General features: G+C 38.7%; 16 protein-coding genes and 1 tRNA gene. 6 read left to right on the top strand and 11 right to left on the bottom strand.

Features of this window, described 5'->3' with window-relative positions; translation table 11 throughout:
* Nucleotides 1–20: 20 nt before the first annotated feature.
* Together VXM68_RS01215 and VXM68_RS01210 are read right to left on the bottom strand one after the other, a co-directional pair.
* A complete protein-coding gene (locus tag VXM68_RS01215; RefSeq protein ID WP_046671880.1) occupies nucleotides 21–200 on the bottom strand; it encodes a hypothetical protein in 180 nt (59 codons plus the stop codon).
* 33 nt (nucleotides 201–233) lie between these two features.
* Nucleotides 234–304, bottom strand: a tRNA-Cys gene (locus tag VXM68_RS01210).
* A 447-nt stretch (nucleotides 305–751) separates the two neighbouring features.
* Here VXM68_RS01210 and VXM68_RS01205 point away from each other — a divergent pair.
* The 4 genes from VXM68_RS01205 to VXM68_RS01190 all read left to right on the top strand — a co-directional run bounded on the left by VXM68_RS01205 (nucleotide 752) and on the right by VXM68_RS01190 (nucleotide 4,294).
* Nucleotides 752–1,363, top strand: coding sequence for a porin family protein (locus tag VXM68_RS01205; RefSeq protein WP_367210212.1), 612 nt, complete (start codon nucleotides 752–754; stop codon nucleotides 1,361–1,363).
* A 116-nt stretch (nucleotides 1,364–1,479) separates the two neighbouring features.
* A complete protein-coding gene (locus tag VXM68_RS01200) occupies nucleotides 1,480–2,616 on the top strand; it encodes an AI-2E family transporter (RefSeq protein ID WP_367210211.1) in 1,137 nt (378 codons plus the stop codon).
* Between the two features lie 57 nt (nucleotides 2,617–2,673).
* Nucleotides 2,674–3,297, top strand: coding sequence for a porin family protein (locus VXM68_RS01195; protein WP_367210210.1), 624 nt, complete (start codon nucleotides 2,674–2,676; stop codon nucleotides 3,295–3,297).
* Nucleotides 3,298–3,670: 373 nt separating this feature from the next.
* Nucleotides 3,671–4,294 (top strand): porin family protein, encoded by a 624-nt coding sequence (locus VXM68_RS01190; protein ID WP_367210209.1) that lies wholly within the window; start codon nucleotides 3,671–3,673, stop codon nucleotides 4,292–4,294.
* A 73-nt stretch (nucleotides 4,295–4,367) separates the two neighbouring features.
* On the opposite strand, the gene rpsJ is transcribed toward VXM68_RS01190, so the two are convergent.
* From rpsJ to rpsL, 4 genes are all read right to left on the bottom strand, one after another.
* Nucleotides 4,368–4,673, bottom strand: coding sequence for a 30S ribosomal protein S10 (gene rpsJ / locus VXM68_RS01185; RefSeq protein ID WP_028070501.1), 306 nt, complete (start codon nucleotides 4,671–4,673; stop codon nucleotides 4,368–4,370).
* Between the two features lie 132 nt (nucleotides 4,674–4,805).
* Nucleotides 4,806–6,929: an elongation factor G gene (gene fusA, locus VXM68_RS01180; protein WP_294347753.1), complete on the bottom strand. Its 2,124-nt coding sequence runs from the start codon at nucleotides 6,927–6,929 to the stop codon at nucleotides 4,806–4,808.
* 135 nt (nucleotides 6,930–7,064) lie between these two features.
* Entirely contained in the window at nucleotides 7,065–7,532 is a 468-nt protein-coding gene (gene rpsG / locus VXM68_RS01175; protein ID WP_046671863.1) for a 30S ribosomal protein S7, read from the bottom strand.
* Nucleotides 7,533–7,551: 19 nt separating this feature from the next.
* Entirely contained in the window at nucleotides 7,552–7,965 is a 414-nt protein-coding gene (rpsL, locus tag VXM68_RS01170) for a 30S ribosomal protein S12 (protein ID WP_002993550.1), read from the bottom strand.
* Nucleotides 7,966–8,386: 421 nt separating this feature from the next.
* Between rpsL and VXM68_RS01165 the strand changes: the two genes are divergently transcribed.
* Nucleotides 8,387–8,800, top strand: a complete 414-nt coding sequence (locus tag VXM68_RS01165; RefSeq protein WP_367210208.1) for a hypothetical protein — start codon at nucleotides 8,387–8,389, stop codon at nucleotides 8,798–8,800.
* A 120-nt stretch (nucleotides 8,801–8,920) separates the two neighbouring features.
* On the opposite strand, the gene rnr is transcribed toward VXM68_RS01165, so the two are convergent.
* The 3 genes from rnr to fsa form a co-directional block, all read right to left on the bottom strand.
* Nucleotides 8,921–11,053 (bottom strand): ribonuclease R, encoded by a 2,133-nt coding sequence (rnr, locus tag VXM68_RS01160; protein WP_367210207.1) that lies wholly within the window; start codon nucleotides 11,051–11,053, stop codon nucleotides 8,921–8,923.
* Nucleotides 11,054–11,318: 265 nt separating this feature from the next.
* A complete protein-coding gene (locus VXM68_RS01155) occupies nucleotides 11,319–11,747 on the bottom strand; it encodes a Fur family transcriptional regulator (RefSeq protein ID WP_209581612.1) in 429 nt (142 codons plus the stop codon).
* 271 nt (nucleotides 11,748–12,018) lie between these two features.
* Nucleotides 12,019–12,678, bottom strand: coding sequence for a fructose-6-phosphate aldolase (fsa, locus tag VXM68_RS01150; protein WP_209581614.1), 660 nt, complete (start codon nucleotides 12,676–12,678; stop codon nucleotides 12,019–12,021).
* A gap of 182 nt (nucleotides 12,679–12,860) precedes the next feature.
* Between fsa and VXM68_RS01145 the strand changes: the two genes are divergently transcribed.
* Nucleotides 12,861–14,081 carry an MFS transporter gene (locus VXM68_RS01145; RefSeq protein WP_294187419.1) on the top strand — a complete coding sequence of 407 codons (1,221 nt, stop codon included), beginning with the start codon at nucleotides 12,861–12,863 and terminating at the stop codon, nucleotides 14,079–14,081.
* Here VXM68_RS01145 and VXM68_RS01140 read toward each other — a convergent pair.
* Together VXM68_RS01140 and VXM68_RS01135 are read right to left on the bottom strand one after the other, a co-directional pair.
* Nucleotides 14,067–14,510 (bottom strand): aspartyl protease family protein, encoded by a 444-nt coding sequence (locus VXM68_RS01140; protein WP_294187417.1) that lies wholly within the window; start codon nucleotides 14,508–14,510, stop codon nucleotides 14,067–14,069. The two genes, VXM68_RS01145 and VXM68_RS01140, sit on opposite strands and share 15 nt — an antisense overlap.
* Before the next feature lie 181 nt (nucleotides 14,511–14,691).
* Nucleotides 14,692–15,630, bottom strand: a complete 939-nt coding sequence (locus VXM68_RS01135; protein WP_209581619.1) for a malate dehydrogenase — start codon at nucleotides 15,628–15,630, stop codon at nucleotides 14,692–14,694.
* Nucleotides 15,631–15,931 lie beyond the last annotated feature (301 nt).

Below are 15,931 nucleotides of genomic sequence, written 5' to 3'. Positions count from 1 at the left end.
GGCTATTAAATTCTTCTTACTTATTTAGCTTCTGAAGCTAATTGATTTAAGATAGCATCGTTTTTAACGATTTGGTTGCTAGCTTTCATTTTTGATCTAGAACCTAACTCTACGTTAGTTCCTAATTTCAAAAACTGAACTTCAACACGTGAAACAGTTTTATTTCTTCTATCTTTTCTTTTTAAACGTGTAACTCCCATTTTGATAATATTTTTATTGTTTAAAATAAAACGAGGTCGGAAGCGGATTCGAACCGCTGTAGGAGGTTTTGCAGACCTCAGCCTAGCCACTCGGCCATCCGACCCTATTTTTTTCCTTTTGAAGGTCTGCAAAAATAAAACTTATAATTGGAATTAAAAAATCTTTATGATAAAACTTTTGAGTTTTTAAGCATTGCTCTGAAAACCAAGCTTGTATTTTCAATACGTAGCCTCTAGCGCATGTTGATGAAAATGTGTTTAACAATTTAAAGTGAACTTTTAGCCGCTTTACCTCAATAAGGTATCCAGCTTTTTACGAAGGCTTTTTAAATGATCATTAACAACATAGTAAGGTGAAATTTACTCCACCAATTGTCTTTTTTAAAGGACATTGGTAAATGGAGGATTTTTGATTTTTTTTGTTTTTTTAATTTGAAAATGAACATATTATATATTTTGGAATAGATATTGCAAACAACGTTGTCAGAAATCTCATACAGGAAATATATGAGAATAAAAGAAAAAAGAACAAAGTAATTAAATTGGGAAACATGAAAAAATTATTATTATCTGCGGCAATTTTATTTGGATCAATGGGCGCATTTGCACAAGGAGGATTGGGGTACGGATTACGTGCGGGTGTAAATATTCCTAAATATTCAATGGACAATGGTAGTACAAAATCTATCACAGGATTTTTTGTGACAGGTTATTTGGATGCACCAATTTCACCAACGTTTTCTATCCAGCCCGGATTATCCCTGCAAAATAAAGGTGGAAAAGAATCCATCGGCGAAGGCTCAAGTGAAAATAAAGTAACTGTTATGTCTTTGGATATTCCAGTCAATTTAGTAGCTAAATTTCCTACTGGTGCATCTGGTAATTTCTTTGTAGGTGCAGGACCATATGTTGGTTTTGGATTAAGTGGTAAAACTAAGCAAACTCTTGCCGGTGTTACAACGGAAGATGATATTAAGTTTGGCAGTGGTTCAGGAGACCAAATGAAGCGTACCGATTTTGGTGTGAACTTCTTAGCCGGTTATCAATTAACCAACGGATTTCAGATCAATGCTGGTTATGGTTTAGGTTTGACGAACCTATCACCTAATGTTGGTTCGGCTAAAAACAGAGTTTGGTCCGTTGGTATCGGTTTCGGACTATAAGAAATATAAGTACTTAAACTTATTATGAGGAAAGAGTCCCTGCAGTTGTGGGGACTTTTTTAATGCATTAAACTTAAGTCGACCTAAATTGTTATTTTTATGCAAAAGATAGCTGTATGAAAAGATTTCTTATTTTACCATTCTATGTGAAGTTGGCCTGTGTACTTATTAGTATTCTCCTGTTAGGTTATTTAGCAAAGATTGGCGATACGATCCTTGTCCCGATGATCCTGGGATTGCTATTCTCCTTACTTTTGATACCGTTGAGCAATTTCATGGAACGTAAACTACGCTTCCCTCGGACGTTAGCGGGCATTTTAAGTGTAATATTATTTTTCGGAGTTTTGGGGTATGGGCTTTTTCTATTAGCTTCCCAGCTCACACTTCTGAAAGAAGATTTTCCAGCATTTAAAGAGCAGATCATGGATGGTGCGAGCAAACTGCAAAGCTGGGTCAGTGAACAATTTGGCATAAGGCACAAAGAGCAGATGGAATTTATCAATAAGACGGCCTCGAAATCCGTGGATTCTGGTACGCTGTTTTTAGGAACGGCATTGGTTTCACTTTCCTCCATGTTTATATTATTTGTTTTTACTTTCCTTTATACGTTTTTCCTCCTCATCTACAGAGGGCATATCGTGAAGTTTCTGCTATTTGTCAATCGTGTCGAAGACAGGCCCATTGTGGTCGATGTGGTACAGCAGGTACAGTATGTGGTGAAAAAGTATCTTATTGGTTTATTGATTCAGATGAGCTTAGTCTCGCTTTTGGTATTTATTGTTTTGTCATTGATTGGTGTCAAATATAGTTTGCTTTTAGCATTGATTACAGGGGTGTTCAATGTACTTCCCTATGTCGGTATTTTTTCCTCTATACTTATTATTTCCATTCTTACTTTCGCGACATCATCGTTGACCCATGTGGTTTTGGTCATCTTAGCGTTGATTATTGTACACATGATTGATAGCAACTTTATCGTCCCTAAAATCGTGGGTTCAAAAGTTAAAGTAAATTCATTGTTTGCGATGTTGTCTATCATTATTGGTGAGATGATATGGGGTATTTCTGGGATGTTTTTAGCCATTCCTATTTTGGCGATAGTAAAGATTGTGATGGATCGCATTAGAGAGCTTAAGCCCTGGGGATTTTTACTGGGAGAAGAAGATAGTAAAGATGAAGTTTATAACGATATGTATGCAACATTACATAAACAACTTCCACCCTTGAAAGATATTAATAGCGATATAGAATAATATTTTTTTATATTATTTTTGCGAACTATACGAGCTTATAGTTAACAAAAGTATTTTATGAGAAAAACGTTATTGACCACATTAGCACTTGTGGTCGCGGTAGGGCTGAAAGCCCAAATGTCTTTTGGCTTTCGTACAGCTGTCAATTTCGCAAAAGAAGTGAATTATTCAAATTATGGTAGCTCTGCCTATCCGCCCATAAAAAGGTTGCACGTTGAAGCGCATGTAGAGTTACCACTAAGCAATAGTTTCAGTTTGCAACCTGGATTGGCTTTTCAGCAGACAGGAAGCAAAATAAGTACAGGTTCCCTAGGTAATGAAATTTTGATGGATGGATGGCGTAAGATACAGTATTTTGGAGTTCCTTTAAATTTAGCGTATTACTTTCCTCAAAATAATTTTGTCCAATTTTTTGTAGGTGGAGGACCATATGCAAGTATTGCTATCTCAGGTAAAGAAAAGTTTACTGGGACTGTTGATAGAGTCAAATTTGGAGTTACGCAAAATAGCAATGAGATGAAGAAGTATGACGCTGGGTTAAATTTTTTGGCAGGATTTAAATTGGCAAATGGCTTTTCGGTCAATGGTGGGTACGCATTGGGCCTTTTAGATATCAGAACGAGTGATATATCCAATACATACAACCGTATATTTTCCATAGGAGTTGGCTATCAAATCTAGTTGTGGTAAGTCATAAATGAGTTTTCCTTGTGTTTTATAATGTACCGATACTTCAGGTACTGTGATTGGATAAAGAAAGGCTTTTATTACGAAGCGCACTTTTTTGTCATTGAATGCAATCAATCGCACATTGATTTCTACTTCAAGGCATAAGGTTAGCTCAGGTTTCGGTAATGCCTTAAATAATAGGAGGGCGAAGTGATCTTCAACATTCTTTTGTGAGCACATAGGTAAGAATGTCTTATATGCATTTTTGTTAACATGTGGTAGACCTATTATCTAATATTTTTTTAGAATATCTTGCAGAGATTACTATTTTATTGTATTTAATTAAATTATGTTGTATTTTTGTTCATTATTTAATTTATTTTTAATGAAAAGAAAATTACTATCAATCGCTGCGGCATTATGTTTTATTGCCGGCGCAAAAGCACAGACTTCTTATGGTTTCAAGGCAGGTGTTAACTTTGCTAAGCTTGAAATGTCCGCTAGTAATGTCAGCATCTCAACGAATTCTACGACGTCGTTTTATGTTACAGGTTATGCAGATATGCCATTGGCAAATAATTTTAGTATTCAGCCGGGCGTTTCTTTGCAAGGTAAAGGAGGTACTTTTCCTAATGAATTTGTATTGGAAGGTGGTAACGGTGATAATGTGAAAATAAATTTAATGTATATAGAAATTCCCGTAAATTTCGTTTATAATATTCCTACTGGTTATTCTGGGAATTTTTTTATTGGAGCAGGCCCCTATGCCGGAATTGGAGTACATGCAAAAGCTAAACAGGGAAATCTGAGTGAGGGTAGTAGCTTTAGTGATGCTGGTTTTAAGACATTTGATGCTGGTTTAAATTTTCTTGGAGGATACAAGCTTTCAAATGGTTTTTTAATCAATGGTGGCTATGGGTTGGGACTTACGAATACAGCTAAAGAAACCTTTGGTGGAGCATCCTTAAAAAACCGCGTATTCTCAGTAGGCGTCGGTTACCAATTCTAGTCAAAAAAATATAAACAACAAAAAAGGGCTTTTCTTACGAAAGGCCCTTTATTTTTTCAGTGATTGAAATCTATCACACTTTGATTTCTACTTCAACACCTGAAGGCAATTCAAGTTTCATCAATGCGTCAACAGTTTTAGCGTTTGATGAATAGATATCCAACAATCTTTTGTAAGCACACAATTGGAATTGCTCACGTGCTTTTTTGTTAACGTGTGGTGAACGTAATACCGTATAGATTTTTTTCTCAGTAGGCAATGGAATAGGACCACTAACAACTGCACCTGTAGGTTTTACTGTTTTTACGATTTTTTCAGCTGATTTGTCAACCAAATTGTAATCGTAAGATTTCAATTTAATTCTGATTCTTTGGCTCATTTTTATTTATTTAAAATGACTGCTAATTAGAGCTATTCACAACTAGCAATCGGTGTTTATTTAATATTTGATTAAAGAACAAAGACAATCTACAATAGTACTCCATCTTTGTTCCTCTATCTACGGTCTATATTATTCTACAGAACCTTTGATTTTACCTTTTGATTTTGCAATCACCTCTTCAGCAACGTTACGAGGAGCTTCTTCAAAGTGATCAAATTCCATTGTAGATGTTGCACGACCTGAAGTGATTGTACGTAATTGAGTTACGTAACCGAACATTTCAGAAAGTGGAACCAATGCTTTGATTACCTGTACACCATTACGTGAATCCAAACCTTGCATTTGACCACGACGACGGTTTAAGTCACCCATTACATCACCCATGTTTTCTTCAGGTGTTAAAACCTCAATCTTCATGATTGGTTCCATTAACACTGGAGAACATTTAGGCAATCCTTCACGGTATGCTTGACGAGCAGCTAATTCGAAAGACAATGAATCTGAATCGACAGCGTGGAATGAACCATCAATCAAACGAACTTTCATTCCTGATAATGGGAAACCTGCTAACACACCATTTTTCATTGAAGTTTCAAATCCTTTTTGAACTGAAGGGATAAATTCTTTAGGAATTTTACCACCTACGATTTCATTAACGAATTGAAGAGGTGATTTTGTTAAATCGAAATCTTCATCCGCTGGAGAGATAACAACTTTGATATCCGCGAATTTACCACGACCACCTGATTGTTTTTTGAATACTTCACGGTGCTCAGTAGTACCATTGATAGACTCTTTGTAAGATACTTGAGGAGCACCTTGGTTAACCTCAACTTTAAATTCACGTTTCAAACGGTCGATCAAGATCTCTAAGTGAAGCTCACCCATACCAGAGATTACTGTTTGACCAGTTTCTTCGTCAGTTTTTACAACGAATGTTGGATCCTCTTCAGCCAATTTACCAAGACCAATACCTAATCTATCAACGTCAGCTTGAGTTTTAGGCTCAATTGCCAAACCAATTACTGGCTCAGGGAAAGTCATAGACTCCAATACGATAGGAGCTTTTTCGTCACAAAGTGTATCACCAGTTTTGATGTCTTTGAAACCTACAACAGCGCCGATATCACCTGCCTCAATGAAAGGGATAGGGTTTTGTTTGTTCGCGTGCATCTGGAAGATACGAGAGATACGCTCTTTGTTTCCTGAACGTGTGTTCAATACATAAGAACCTGCATCTAACTTGCCAGAATAAGCACGGATAAAACATAGACGACCTACAAATGGGTCAGTCGCGATTTTGAAACCTAAAGCAGCGAATGGTTCGTTTACAGATGGTTTACGTAATATTTCTTCGCCTGTATCAGGGTTAGTTCCTTTTACAGCCTCTACATCAAGAGGAGAAGGCAATAATTCCATCACCAAATCCAACATGGTTTGAACACCTTTGTTTTTGAAAGATGAACCACACACCATAGGAACGATAGAGTTATCCAATACAGCAGCGCGTAATGCATTTAAGATCTCACGCTCAGTCAATGAATCTGGATCTTCGAAGAATTTCTCCATCAAAGTCTCATCATAACCAGCAACAGCTTCTAATAATTTCTCACGGTATTCAGCAACTTCTTCCAACATATCATCAGGAATAGGAACTTCAGTGAAAGTCATTCCTTTATCATGCTCATTCCAAACGATACCACGGTTGTTGATCAAGTCAACTACACCTTTAAAACTATCTTCTGCACCGATAGGCAATTGCAAAGCAACTGCATCAGAACCTAACATATCTTTAACTTGTTTTACAACTTTCAAGAAGTCAGCTCCTGAACGGTCCATTTTGTTAACAAAACCAATACGGGGTACTTTATATCCATCAGCTAGTCTCCAGTTAGTCTCAGATTGAGGCTCAACACCATCAACCGCAGAGAATAAGAAAACTAATCCGTCTAGTACACGTAACGAACGGTTTACCTCAACCGTGAAATCCACGTGTCCAGGAGTATCGATTACGTTTACTTGGTATTTGTTGTTACGGTAGTTCCAGAAAACGGTTGTAGCAGCAGAAGTAATCGTGATACCACGCTCAGCTTCTTGCTCCATCCAGTCCATTGTTGAAGCACCTTCGTGAACTTCACCAATTTTGTGGTTTACACCTGAGTAATAAAGGATACGCTCAGTTGTTGTAGTTTTACCAGCATCGATGTGAGCAGCGATACCGATATTTCTAGTGAATTTTAAATCTCTTGCCATAATATTTTTAAGCAACTGGCCATACAATGGCCTTATGTGTTTAAATGTAATGTTAAATAAGTACACCGACCTTGATAAAGGATTGTTCTTTTATCGGAGGTCGGTGTAATCATATTTTTTTGAATGTCTTCAAAATTAGAATCTGAAGTGTGAGAACGCTTTGTTAGCTTCTGCCATTTTGTGCGTATCTTCTTTCTTCTTAACAGCAGCACCTTCACCTTTAGAAGCTGAAATGATTTCTCCTGCTAATTTCTCGAACATTGTTTTTTCACCACGTTTGCGAGCGTACGAAATTAACCATTTCATACCTAAAGCAATTTTACGGTCTGGACGAACCTCCATAGGAACTTGGAAGTTTGCACCACCCACACGACGTGATTTAACTTCAACAGCAGGCATAACGTTGTTTAAAGCTTTTTTCCAAGCTTCTAAACCGCTTTCTTGTGTTTTTTGTTCTACTAATTCTACTGCATCGTAAAAAATAGAATAAGCGATGGATTTTTTACCATCTACCATCATATTGTTTACGAAACGTGTTACCTGAACGTCGTTAAACTTTGGATCAGGTAAAATGATTCTCTTTTTCGGTTTTGATTTTCTCATTTTTCTTTCCTCCGTTTAATTATTTCTTTTTACCTTTTGCTGGAGCTGCAGCTGCTTGTCCTGGTTTAGGACGCTTAGTTCCGTATTTTGAACGACGTTGGTTACGACCTGCTACACCTGAAGTATCTAATGCACCACGGATGATGTGGTAACGCACACCTGGTAAATCCTTAACACGACCACCACGGATCAAAACGATCGAGTGCTCTTGTAAGTTGTGACCTTCTCCAGGGATGTAAGCGTTGACCTCTTTACCGTTTGTTAAACGTACACGAGCTACTTTACGCATTGCTGAGTTTGGTTTTTTAGGGGTAGTAGTATATACACGTGTACATACACCTCTTCGCTGTGGACATGAGTCCAACGCTGGTGACTTACTCTTATCAACCAGAGCTACTCTACCTTTTCTAACTAATTGTTGAATAGTAGGCATTTACCTGTTTTTGTTTATAAATTTTGTACCTAAATTATTTTAAGTTCGCAAAGATACTGATTCCCTTTTGAATATGAAATAGTTACTGTATAATATTTAGATTATTTTTTCGAAATAGGACCACTAATTCATCATTACGCTCTCCTATTCCTATGTTAAACTCTTTGTCCTGAAATATAGACAGTCATGAGCTAGTAATTGGTATAGCCTGAATCGAAAGTGATTTTAGACGAATGGCTGTCTCATATTTATTTTCTCTGCATATTACACTTAATAACAGTGTTTTGTCAAAAATTAGTTTTCTACTTGTTTCCAAGTATATTGCTAAGTCTGCATGTTTTTGCGTGCTGTTTGGCAAAGCATTTGATAAACACGGATAAAATTATTTAGTAAAAACAGATAAAGTATTCAAGTTATGAAAATGAAAATGAAATTAATGTATGCGGTTGTATTGGCTTTGGTAACCTTCGCTTTTGTTGGATGTTCGAAAGATGATGATAATACCGTTCCGACAAGTGGCAGTATTGATGCTGCTGTAGGTACTTATAAGGGAAAGTTGGATTTATCAAACACAAACGGACCGATGTTTGATAAAATATTGACGGTTACAAAAGTATCTGACAACACCCTCAAGGTTGAGATTGGAGACAAAACATTAAATATACCGACAAAGGAGTTTAAGGTTATCAATAACATGAACGTATCAATTCAAACAGCAGGCGTTTCTCCTGAAGGGACATTTTTGTTTGATGTTAAAAATAAAACCCTTCTTTGTCAGGGAGAAAAGACAAGTGCAACTGAGGTCTTTTTCACTTTCGAAGGAACGAAACAATAAGTTCAATATTTCTTATACAAATGAAAAAGCGGTATAGACTAAAGTCTATACCGCTTTTTCTGTCATATCCAATCAGACAAGCTTGATAAGCACATTGAACCAATAATTGCAAATTTATTTTTAACTCAACAACGTAAAATCAATCTGCCTCTTATCCAGATCTACTTTCTTCACGCGGATCTGAACCTCATCACCCAACTGGAATTTCTTTTTCTTCCGTTGTCCAATGATTGCATAGTTTTTCTCGTCAAGCACGTAAAAGTCATCGGTAATATCGCGCAAGCGTACCATACCCTCACATTTGTTCTCTTCGATCTCCACATACATACCCCATTCAGTCACGCCCGATACAATACCGGTATATTCGGTGCCAATCTGATCCTGCAAGTATTCTGCTTGTTTGTATTTGATGGATGCACGCTCTGCCTCAGCCGCTTTTTTCTCCATTTGCGAAGAATGCTCAGCCATCTTTTCATAATGCTCCGCATTGACCTTCGTGCCGCCATCTAAATAAAACTGTAATAGACGGTGTACCATCACATCGGGATAACGACGGATAGGGGAGGTAAAATGGGTGTAATAATCGAATGCCAACCCATAGTGGCTTGTCTTCTTCGTTGTGTAGATCGCCTTGGCCATCGAACGTACGGCAAGCGAAGTCAGCATGTTTTGCTCTTTGCTGCCTTCTATTTTAGTCATCAAAGCGTTCAAAGATTTGGCCGTTTCCTTATCAGTCTTGATGGTCAATTTATGGCCAAACCGTGCAGCAAATTGAGAGAAGGTAGTGAGTGTTTCTGGATTAGGCACATCGTGAAAACGGTAGACAAACGTAAGCTTGTTTTTTCCGCGCCCTTGCTTACCGATAAACTCAGCAACCTTACGATTCGCCAATAACATAAAATCTTCAATCAGTTTGTGGGCATCTTTACGGACCTTGGTGTACACCCCCGTAGGTTTGCCATTTTCATCCAACGTGAATTTTACCTCTTCACTTTCAAATGCAATTGCACCATTTTTAAACTTCCGCTCCCGAAGGATATAAGCGAGTTCATTTAATTTCAGAATCTCTTCGCTGAAATCACCCGATCTCGTCTCGATCACCTCCTGCGCCTCTTCATAGCTAAACCGTCTATCCGAGTGAATCACTGTGCGCCCAAACCATTGATCGTGTACATTAGCTTTCTCATCCAGTTCGAAAACGGCTGAAAAACACAGCTTATCTTCATGTGGACGTAAGGAACATACACCATTGGAAAGGCGCTCTGGAAGCATAGGAATAACACGGTCTACCAAATAAACCGATGTGCCGCGACTGAATGCTTCTTTATCTAATTCTGTATCAGGCACCACAAAATGGGAAACATCAGCAATATGAACACCAATCTCATAATTGCCATTCTCCAGTTTCTGAAATGAAATTGCATCATCGAAATCTTTTGCATCTGCGGGGTCAATTGTAAAGGTCGTCACGTTTCTAAAGTCACGTCTTTTCGCGATTTCCTCGTTGCTTATTTCTTCCGAAATATTATTGGCTTCGGCTTCCACTTTTTTCGGGAATTCCAATGGAAAACCAAAGTCGGCCAAAATCGCATTCATCTCGGTATTGTTTTCTCCTTTGGTGCCTAAAACGTGTTTTACCGTCCCAACAGGGTTTTTGCTCCCGCTGGGCCAGTCAATAATCGAAACCACTACTTTTTCTTTATCCTTAGCACCATTCAGGTTATCCAAGGGAATGAAGATGTCGTGCAACATCTTGCGATCGTCGGCAATAAAAAATGCAAAATTATTGGAGATACTGATGGTTCCCGTAAAATCGGTCTTTGCCCTTTGTAGGATTTCAACCACTTCACCTTCTTTTTTACGGCCACCTTTTCTTTTTTCAAAAGTATGTACCTTAACGATATCGCCGTGTAGCGCCTGCCTCAGCTTACGTGGAGCAATATAAATGTCGTTTTCAAATTCGTCATCAGGAATGACATAAGCAGAACCATCGGCGGTCATATCTACCTTCCCTGTGACATACACTTTGAGTTGCTTCAGATTGAATTTGCCTCTATCTACTTCAATAAAAAGCCCGTTCCTTACATTATCATGTAAAATATCGGCGATAGCGACTTTAGAGTCGTTATCTGTGAGGTTCAATTTAGAAGACACTTGTTTATAGTTGAGCGGCTTGTTGTCTGATTTTTCGAAAATATCGACGATCAGTTGTGTCAAGACCTCTTTATATGGATTTTCTTTTTTTGTTTTCATCCAATTTTTTTCTTAATTATTATTTATTTAGTTGTATCGATCCTCAACAACCTTCGGCTTTTCGCTAGCTGCCTGCGGTAATGGATCGCACAAAGCCAGCTTCTGGAAAGCAGCGTGAGAGTGTCGGATAGCAAGATCGATATTACTACAAGGTACAAAAAAAACAGCAGTTGGCACGACAATAACGAGCTAAACGGAGCATCTTCCGATAGCTGATGTATAGACACTTGAACCGACAAATAGTTTTAGATTCGTATAGCCTGATTTATTTTTTGCAATGATTGCACACACCAAGCGCATTAACCGCTATGGCTTCGAGACTAAAGCCTTCAGGTATAGATACCTTCGGTAAAGTCATATCTTCCAGACAGTACACAGAATTGCACACCCGGCAAATAAAATGTACGTGTTGGTCGTGGTGATCATGTTCTGAACAGTTTGTCGAACACATGGCATATGTGGCCGTACCATGTAAGTCAAAGATTTTATGGATAATCCCTTTCTCTTCAAAACTGGCCAGTACGCGGTATAATGTAACACGGTCAATATCCTTGCCCAGTAATTTTTCCAGCTCCGGCTGAGAAATAGCCGAATCTTTACGGGAGATAATTTCAAGTACCTTCAAACGTGGCTGGGTAACTTTTAAACTATTTCGTTTGAGAATTTCTGGATATACAGTGTTGGAATCTTCCATGGATTTTCTTCGTTAAGCCTTAGATCAAATACAAACTAAGAGAAATTTATGGTCATTTACAAGTTTTAAAAACTGTCTGACGAATTTATTCATCGCACTTTTCCCCTTTTACCCTTCGCTGGATGAAACAAAAATTAAATCTTTTTCACTAGTCAGCCGAAGCTTTGATAAGACAAAAATACGGAATCTGATAAAATAAAGAAAACCGATAAGTTTAAGATTTGTGTCATCTTACTTATCGGTTTTGACGCTATATGGAACTATAAATACCTTATTTTCCTGCAGCTTTAGCGTGATCAGCTAAAAATGTAGCCAAACCGCTATCTGTCAATGGATGCTTCAATAGGGAAAGGATCGCCGACAACGGACCTGTCATCACATCAGCGCCAATTTTAGCACATCCTAGAATGTGCGCACTGTGGCGTACAGAAGCCGCTAATATTTGCGTTGGATAGTTGTAGTTATCGTAGATCAAACGGATATCTTCAATCAGCGCCAATCCATCTGTAGAGATATCATCCAAACGACCGATGAAAGGAGATACATAGGTTGCACCAGCTTTAGCTGCCAATAACGCCTGACCCGCTGTGAACACCAATGTACAATTTGTTTTAATACCCTTTTTGCTGAAATATTTAATTGCTTTTACGCCATCTTTGATCATAGGAACTTTAACAACAATCTTATTGTCAAGAGCCGCCAACGCTTCTCCTTCTTTGATCATTTCCTCATAAGTAGTAGAAATAACTTCTGCACTTACGTCGCCATCAACGATCGCACAGATCGCTTTATAATGGTTGATTACGTTTTCATCACCGCTAATACCTTCTTTAGCCATTAAACTTGGATTGGTCGTTACACCGTCTAATACGCCTAAATCTTGAGCTTCTTTGATTTGTTCTAGGTTCGCTGTGTCAATAAAAAATTTCATTGTGTATTGTGTTGAATGATAATTATTTGATTATTCTTTTGTTCAAAATAACAGTACAAAGTTATCGATTATATTCCACTATTGAAGCATCGATTTTCACCTATTGCATCATTATCTTTGCAAAAAAAGAATCTCTTCGGCTAATTTTTTGTTATACTTTATTATAGTATTATCTTTAATGTATGCAGGTTTTCCGTTCGCTCCAATATAGAAATTTTCGTTTACATGTTATTGGACAGGCAATTTCCCTGATGGGAACATGGATGCAGCGTATAGCTATTAGCTGGTTGGTCTATGAAATTACGGGCTCTGTATTCTGGCTCGGTTTTGTCCAGTTCATCTCTTTATTGCCTTCGCTCATCCTTTCGCCATTTATTGGGAGTTTTGTTGATAAGCACAAAAAGTATAAATTGGTTTTGATGACCCAAATTGGTCTCATGATTCAGGCGGGTATTTTGACTTTGGTGGTGTATCTGAAGTGGGAGAGTGTGTTATGGCTTTCCGCATTGGGACTTATACAAGGGATCATTAACTCCTTTGACGTTTTGGGACGACAGTCCCTTATGATGCATTTGATTGGAGATCGCAAAGATCTGCCGAATGCCATTGCCCTGAACTCAACCATTTTCAATGGCGCACGCATGGTGGGACCCGCAATAGGAGGGATTTTATTAAGTACTTACGGCGAACTCGCCTGCTTTGCACTTAACTTTATTAGTTTTGTCCCTGTCATCATTACGCTATTGATGATGCGGGTCGACGAAACTCATGCTCAGCTGAGCAAGGGGACCAATTGGGAAGGCTTGGTCGAAGGTTTTCGCTATCTCAAACGGTCGCCACATATCTCTTCGCTGATTATCATCATGACCTTTTCCAGCCTGATTGTCATTCCCTACACGTCGTTGCTACCGGCCATAGCCAAAGAAATGTTTCACGGTGATGAACGCACCTTTTCCTGGTTTGAAAGTGCAGCTGGATTGGGAGCTATGATTGGTGCCTTTAATATGGCACGTTTAAAATCTGGTACCAATTTGCGGTATCAGGTGATGGGAGCTGCCGCACTGATGGGCATGGCATTGTTGCTTCTAGCGCATTCTAGCATGCTTCAGATGGCGCTCGTATATGTCATGTTGGTATCTTTTGCGATGATGATGCAAACGTCAAGTATCAATACCTATATTCAGACCCACGCCATACCGATTTATCGTGCCCGCGCGATCTCTTATTACGTGATGGCCTTTCAGGGGATTTTCCCGATCGGCACATTGATGATCGGTTCGCTGGCCAGCTATTGTGGCCTGAGGATAACATTATATGCGATGGGCGGGCTAGGTATTATGATAGCAGTCGTTTATTACGCTTATCTCCGGTTCCACATCCAAAAACGTTTATTTAAGTTTTAGCTTTCGGCTCCGTAATTTTAGGGTGCGCTTGGCATAATCGATGACAGCACCATAGTCTGCAAAAATATCTCCCCCCAATACGCCAATCACTGGATCTAGATTCATCTGTTCGTAGGCATAATTAATGGAACTTAAGTCCAATACCGCAGTGTTTAGTTTGTTGATCTCCCATTCGCCAATTTTCAGGCTTGGAATTGCTAGGTTAAAGCTTTCCATTGAATTAGTACCAAGCCCTGTCGATAGTGTTTCAGATGGTTCAAGCTTCAATTGATCCTCTAAAAGATGGCCCAATTGTGTTTTATCAAATACAGTTTTAGAAGCACCTGTATCAATCACCATCTTGAATGAACGACTATAAATTTCTACATCAACCAAAATGTGTGTGCCTTGGCCTTGTAAATCCAATAATTGAAATGGTACTGTTGTCATACCTCCAAACATAGCCAAAAAATCCATCAAAAAAGAAACTTTCCGCCGCCTTTTCAACGTTTTCAGGTAGGGACGCAGGTTTACGACATGGAAAGACACTACAGGAAAGATAATAGATCTGAAGGAGAGGAGGCAGCGAAATAGGCTGTTATTCGCGTACAACAGCCTATTATTTTGTCGCCTATAGGGCTTTAATTTCTTTTAATACATTATTCATGTTGCGGACTGCTTCCGCGCTTTTGCGGAATTTTTCTTCGTCCTCTTCATCCAAATGAAGTGGTACGATCCGATCCCAGCCTTTTTTATTGATGATAACGGGTACGCCAAGCGTAATATCTTCTTGGCCAAATTCACCTTCCAAATAAACGGATGCCGTAAATAATTTGCCTTGGTCACGGACAATGCTTTCAACAACTGCAGCAGTTGCCGCGCCCGGCGCATACCATGCTGATGTTCCGATTAGGCTGGTTAATGTAGCTCCTCCAACCATGGTTTTGTGGATTATTTCATTCTGCTCTTCCACGGTAAGGAAGTCAGTCACTGGAATACTGTTCCACGTGGAGTGCTTAATCAGCGGAATCATCGTCGTATCGCCATGACCACCAATGACTATCGCATTAAGATCCGCAGCGGAAGCATTCAGTTTATCGCTTAATTGATATTTAAATCGGGCCGAATCCAAGGTTCCACCCATACCGATAATCCTATTTTTGGGTAAGCCACTTGACTTCAAGGCCAGATAAGTCATGGTATCCATTGGATTGGAAACGATGACAATGATAATATCAGGAGAATGTTTCACTAAGTTCTCCACAACCGACTTGACGATATTCGCATTTGTCCCGATTAATTCTTCACGTGTCATTCCAGGTTTACGTGGAATGCCCGACGTAATCACAGCAACAGTAGAACCAGCAGTTGAAAGATAATCATTCGTTACCCCCTTGATTTTTGATTCAAAACCCAATAAGGCTGCGGTTTGTGCCATATCTTGCGCTTTGCCTTCTGCAAAACCTTCTTTAATATCCAACAATACAATCTCCTCTGCGACATTCCGACGGATTAAATTGTCCGCTGTAGTAGCTCCTACAGCTCCAGCACCAACAATAGTTACTTTCATATGTACTTTATTTGTTTATTTATGCGCTAATTATCCGATCAAGCCCAGGTTGCCTTATGGCAGCTTTATGCCATATAGTATATCCAGCTTATCCTCATCCGTGCTTGTATCTCAATGCTGCATGGATATTTCCTGAACATGTATTTGGATCAAAAAATAATTCTTGAATTTAATCAATTATTGTCAGTAAATCAATGCCGGCCGTGGGAATAACTCGTTTTTTGACATAATAAAGGGTGCCAGGATTTCATCCTGAGTTAAAAACACCCGATAACATCGTTCCAAGTGTATGACCTAGGTA

Origin of the sequence: Sphingobacterium sp. R2 (genome assembly GCF_040760075.1) — a bacterium.
Classification (GTDB): domain Bacteria; phylum Bacteroidota; class Bacteroidia; order Sphingobacteriales; family Sphingobacteriaceae; genus Sphingobacterium.
Note: the sequence above shows the minus strand (reverse complement) of the source record. Positions and strands in the feature narration are given on the sequence as shown.